Annotated in this window: 3 protein-coding genes and 1 pseudogene; 3 read left to right on the top strand and 1 reads right to left on the bottom strand. The window is 32.1% G+C overall.

Annotation, left to right across the window (positions count from 1 at the left end; genetic code table 11):
• The first annotated feature begins 17 nt into the window (after positions 1 to 17).
• From FOT98_RS30410 to FOT98_RS30400, 3 genes are all read left to right on the top strand, one after another.
• Positions 18 to 1,166, top strand: coding sequence for a zinc-dependent alcohol dehydrogenase (locus tag FOT98_RS30410; protein ID WP_000649094.1), 1,149 nt, complete (start codon positions 18 to 20; stop codon positions 1,164 to 1,166).
• 80 nt (positions 1,167 to 1,246) lie between these two features.
• Positions 1,247 to 1,681, top strand: coding sequence for an ASCH domain-containing protein (locus FOT98_RS30405; RefSeq protein ID WP_000866541.1), 435 nt, complete (start codon positions 1,247 to 1,249; stop codon positions 1,679 to 1,681).
• Between the two features lie 412 nt (positions 1,682 to 2,093).
• The gene (locus FOT98_RS30400) at positions 2,094 to 3,191 is read left to right on the top strand and encodes a hypothetical protein (RefSeq protein WP_001273064.1); all 1,098 of its coding nucleotides are present in this window, start codon (positions 2,094 to 2,096) and stop codon (positions 3,189 to 3,191) included.
• A 1,346-nt stretch (positions 3,192 to 4,537) separates the two neighbouring features.
• Here the strand turns inward: FOT98_RS30400 and FOT98_RS30395 are convergent.
• Positions 4,538 to 4,897: pseudogene (locus FOT98_RS30395) on the bottom strand (excinuclease ABC subunit UvrA); the annotation flags it as partial.

Genomic DNA, 4,897 nt, shown 5'->3' with positions numbered 1-4,897 from the left:
GACTAGGAGGTAAAGAAATGAAAGCAGTGACGTACCAAGGGGTAAGAGATATGCAGGTTAAAAATGTCCCAGATCCAGTTTTAATAAAAAACGATGACATTATCGTAAGAATCACATCAACTGCGATCTGTGGTTCCGATCTCCACATTTATCAAGGCGCATTACCAGCTCAACAAGATTATGTAGTTGGTCATGAGCCAATGGGAATTGTTGAAGAGGTTGGCCCAGAGGTTACACACGTGAAAAAAGGCGATAGAGTTGTATTACCTTTCAATATTGCTTGTGGTCATTGCCAATATTGCCAACAAGATATGGAAAGTCAATGCGATAATGCCAATACTGACCCTAACCCTTATAATATAGATACGGGCGGGTACTTCGGTTTTACAGACCGCTACGGGGATTACGTCGGAGGTCAAGCGGAATTATTACGTGTACCATATGGGAACAATATTCCCTTCATTATTCCGGAATCATGCGAGCTGCCCGATGAGTCAGTATTGTTCCTATCTGACGTATTACCAACAGCTTATTGGAGCGTCGTGCATGGTGGAGTAAAAAAGGGTGATACTGTCGTTATTCTAGGTTGTGGACCAATCGGCTTAATGGCACAAAAGTTTGCTTGGATGCATGGAGCTAAACGTGTTATTGCTGTTGATCGCCTACCATACAGATTACAAAAAGCAAAACAAATGAACAATGTGGAAACAATTAACTTTGAAGAATTCACTGATACCGGACTATATATCCGTGAACTAACAAATGGCGGAGCGGATGTGGTTATCGATTGTGTAGGTATGGATGGTAAAAAAACAATGCTTGAATCTATTGAACAAAGTATGATGATGATTGGGGGGACACTAAGCCCTCTCAAAATCGCCTCAGATGCAGTCCGTAAATGTGGTACAATTCAAATCACAGGCGTTTATGGTTCCACATACAATCAATTCCCTCTCGGTAATATATGGGAAAGAAATATCAATTTAAAAATGGGCCAAGCCCCTGTTATACATCTCATGCCAATGTTATTTGAAAAAATTACATCCGGCGAACTAGATCCAACTCAAATTATTAGTCATCAAATCCCATTGGATCAGGCAAGTGAAGCTTATCGGATTTTTAATGACCATGAAGATGAGTGTACTAAGGTTATTCTCAAACCATAAATATAAAGCAAAGTCGTGTTTGAAAGAACACGACTTTGCTTTATATTTCAATGATATTAAAAGAAAGTGGGATTACTTACATGAAGGTACTTTCAATGATTCAACCATGGGCTAGCCTTTTTCTGTCTAATGAAGCTCACTATGAAACAAGGACATGGAATACTAAATATCGTGGTTCATTGGCAATTCACACGAGTAAAAAGATTGATAGTAATGCTTGCAACAATGAAATAATTCATTCTATACTCAGCAAACAAGGATTGAACACCAACAATCTACCAACCGGTAAGATTATTGGTGTATGTAATCTTATAAATTGTTTAAAGGTAATAGAAGACAACCAAACGAATGCAGTATTGGAAGATGGACGTATAGTTTCAGGAAATGACTACTTTTTAGGGGATTTTAGGGTTGGGAATTATGCTTGGGAAGTTTCTAATAAAGAAATGTTAATAAATTATATACCCGCTAGGGGGAAGTTAGGCTTGTGGGATTATGATATTAATTCATTGTAGCCTAACTATAGGATAAACAAGCTACGCATTCTCTACCTGTCCTGATTGTCAAGTGACAATATTGTTGTTTAATAATAAATAAAGCCGTTTACATAACAATTAAGTTGTTATCATTTACAATAATTGCTTAGCTTTTTACAGCTAGTACATCTACCTTCCCTTGCATATTTAGCAAGGGTTTTACAATGTAAATTATATAGTTATTAAAATTCCTACATACAAAAATTAAACAACTTTATTTTCATTAGAAGACTATTATCTAACGTAATAATCCCGATCCATCAAGTGAATATTAAATGATGTGTTTATGGGTTGGGTGAAGCAGTTAAATGTATCAGTATGATAAACTTTATTTAACGACAATTATTGGAATCAATGAAAATTAATAGATTTTTGGGAGGATAAATTAAATATGTCAGCCATTCACGCTGCTTATTATGACTTAATGGGAATGTCCTATTTGTTAAGACTACAAAAGAACCAAAAGAATAATGCTGTACATATATTCCCTTTAGCTAGGGACATATGTCTAATAATATATCAAATAAATAAAGAACTCTTTGATGATTCTATTTCTATTGATCCAAACATAAAAAAAATTAGACATCGCGTCAAATTATATGAAAAGCGCGATAACATAAAAATATATAATCGAATAATGGATTTTCATATTAATCAATTTGGTAATGATATAGATAATTTAGGCTTTTATTTAAAAGAAGGACAGTTAGTAGGGAGTACTATCTATCCAACTTATATATTTATTGATACTGATTTTTTTCCGGATTTATCACAAGAAAGTCAAATTGACCTTAAGAGTTTTTTTGTAAAGGTCGGTGAGACAATAAACTTACTAAAGGAAAAGCTAGTAATAGATTCTAATGGTACATTAAAGTACTCAGAATTCCCGATATTTGTTCATAATGATGAAAAGAATTATAGAGATAAGGATATTCATGATTCAGTGTTTTTTATTGGAGAGGCAGAAGAAAAAATAATAATAACCAGGTTAATCTTGTCTCTTCAGGAGGCTTCGACTTGTATATGGCTTTATAATATACTTCAATTGAATACAACTGAATTAAATCTAGATAAATATATTTTAATGAGATTATCATCTATAAAAATAGATGAAGTTATGGACAATATAAAAAACATGAATAAATTTTTGAAAGGGAAATTTACTCAAATAGATGAAAGTTACAATTATGAATTTTCTCGTTTGATAAGTGATTATGATAAAGATATTGGAGAAGAATGTAGGGTATTAAGGAACATGATTCATTATAATAAAAATGATGTAAACTTTCTTGATTATTTACATATAAAACTAGCTGATGATAGTACATATATCGATGGACTATTAAACAAAATAATAAATAATTATATGGAGCCATTATGTCTATTAATAACTAATTACCTGGATGTTGATAATAAGAGAAGTATGAATGACTGGGAAAAGATTTCCAAACGGCTTTATTCAAGGCTAAGTGGGATTCTAAGGAGGTAAATATCATCTATTATATAGGGAAATTCTTTATTAGTATCGAGTGACAATATTACTTTTAAATTAAAAATAAAATCGTTTAAATAACGGTTAAGTTGTTATCATTTACAATAATTGCTTAACTTTTTACAGCTACTACACTTACCTTCTCTTGCATATTTAGCGAGAGTTTTACAATTTTTTTATATAGCCATTACAATTCCTATATAAAAAAATTAAACAACTTTATTTTTACAAAAAGACTATTATCTAGCGTAATAATGCCAATCCATCAAGTAAATATTAAGCATCTTTATTGTCACTGTACACCAATAGAAAATTCACTGTTTAGAGCAACTTCTAAGTACATACTAATGATTCATAAAAAATATTGAACTTACATTTCTTTTCTCTAAACCTATATTTTTCAACTCTCTTTGTAGTTCCTTGAAAGTTCCCTTTATAATACTTGTAGCAATCCACACTGCTATATTCATTCATGCAAATTTAACACGTGACATGATGTGTTAGTTTCTCTATCCGCTTTGCTAATCAAAAAGTCTATTTTTTCTGTCGTTGACTTCAAGAATAGCGAAATCCCTATGCTATTCTTGAATCTCATACTATCATTTAGGAATGCCAAATTTCTATTTTTAACTACTTATACAAAGAAATAACATTGATAAATATATCGCCATAATGGACCACCATTCCATTATTTTGAATGCCTACTCTAAATCAATCGTTTAAAATCCCTTTCAAGCTGATATATCCCTGCATATTATTTATAACGATTTATCGTTTTTGCTGCCCACATAAACAACGATATATATCCATCATAAATATAACCATAGTGATTTCATTACAGCTAGAGTAATAAGTGTAAATATTCGTTTCCTGATAATCTGCAATAAAGCTTTTAAGACATTATAACAACTAGCTCAAATTAAAGGACTTGGAGTAGAATTGTCCTTACAATCTTCTCAACTAAGCATACTTCGATATCTTAGCTATAGATATTCGATTAGCTAAGACATCTATCACTCCGAACGATTGTTGATTTGTAAGTCTGTAAAAATGAACTAGGTCAGCAGCCACTACATTAATACATGTAAAACTTGGACTGTGAATATCTTACAAATAAACAGTCGAAGTTTTTAAAATTATGACCACTAATATGTATTAATTAAGACAAATCCCATTGACCGAAATCCATGTTAAAAGTTTATTAATAACAGATAAGTGTATTGCACTCCTTATAAAAACGTCTTTAAAACACAATATCAATACTACATAAACTTTAATAGATATCGGCCAGTAGAAGTTAGAACGTCTCTTTAAAATAGTCTCAACAAACAAAATTTATATTTTTAATAATATTCATCCGAATAAGACATAGCTACACGTAACGCTTCGCCAGTACGTGATCCCTTGTTTTGAATAGAATCCGATGGTATTCCCGAGTAACAGATGCGGCCTCCATATTTACCCGCATCTGGACCCATATCAATCAGCCAATCTGCTTGTGAAATAACGGTTAAATTATGCTCAATCAACACTAAAGTATTCCCCTTATTTACCAAATCATTAAATAACCTAAGCAACTTTAATGTATCCTGTAAATGAAGTCCGGAAGTTGGTTCATCCAAAAAATAGATTTGACCAGTATTCTCCAACTGAAATGCTAATTTTAAACGTTGCAACTCGCCACCAGATAAGGTAGTCATTGA

Origin of the sequence: Bacillus sp. HY001, from assembly GCF_007558965.1 — a bacterium.
Lineage (GTDB): Bacteria > Bacillota > Bacilli > Bacillales > Bacillaceae_G > Bacillus_A > Bacillus_A mobilis.
Note: the sequence above shows the minus strand (reverse complement) of the source record. Positions and strands in the feature narration are given on the sequence as shown.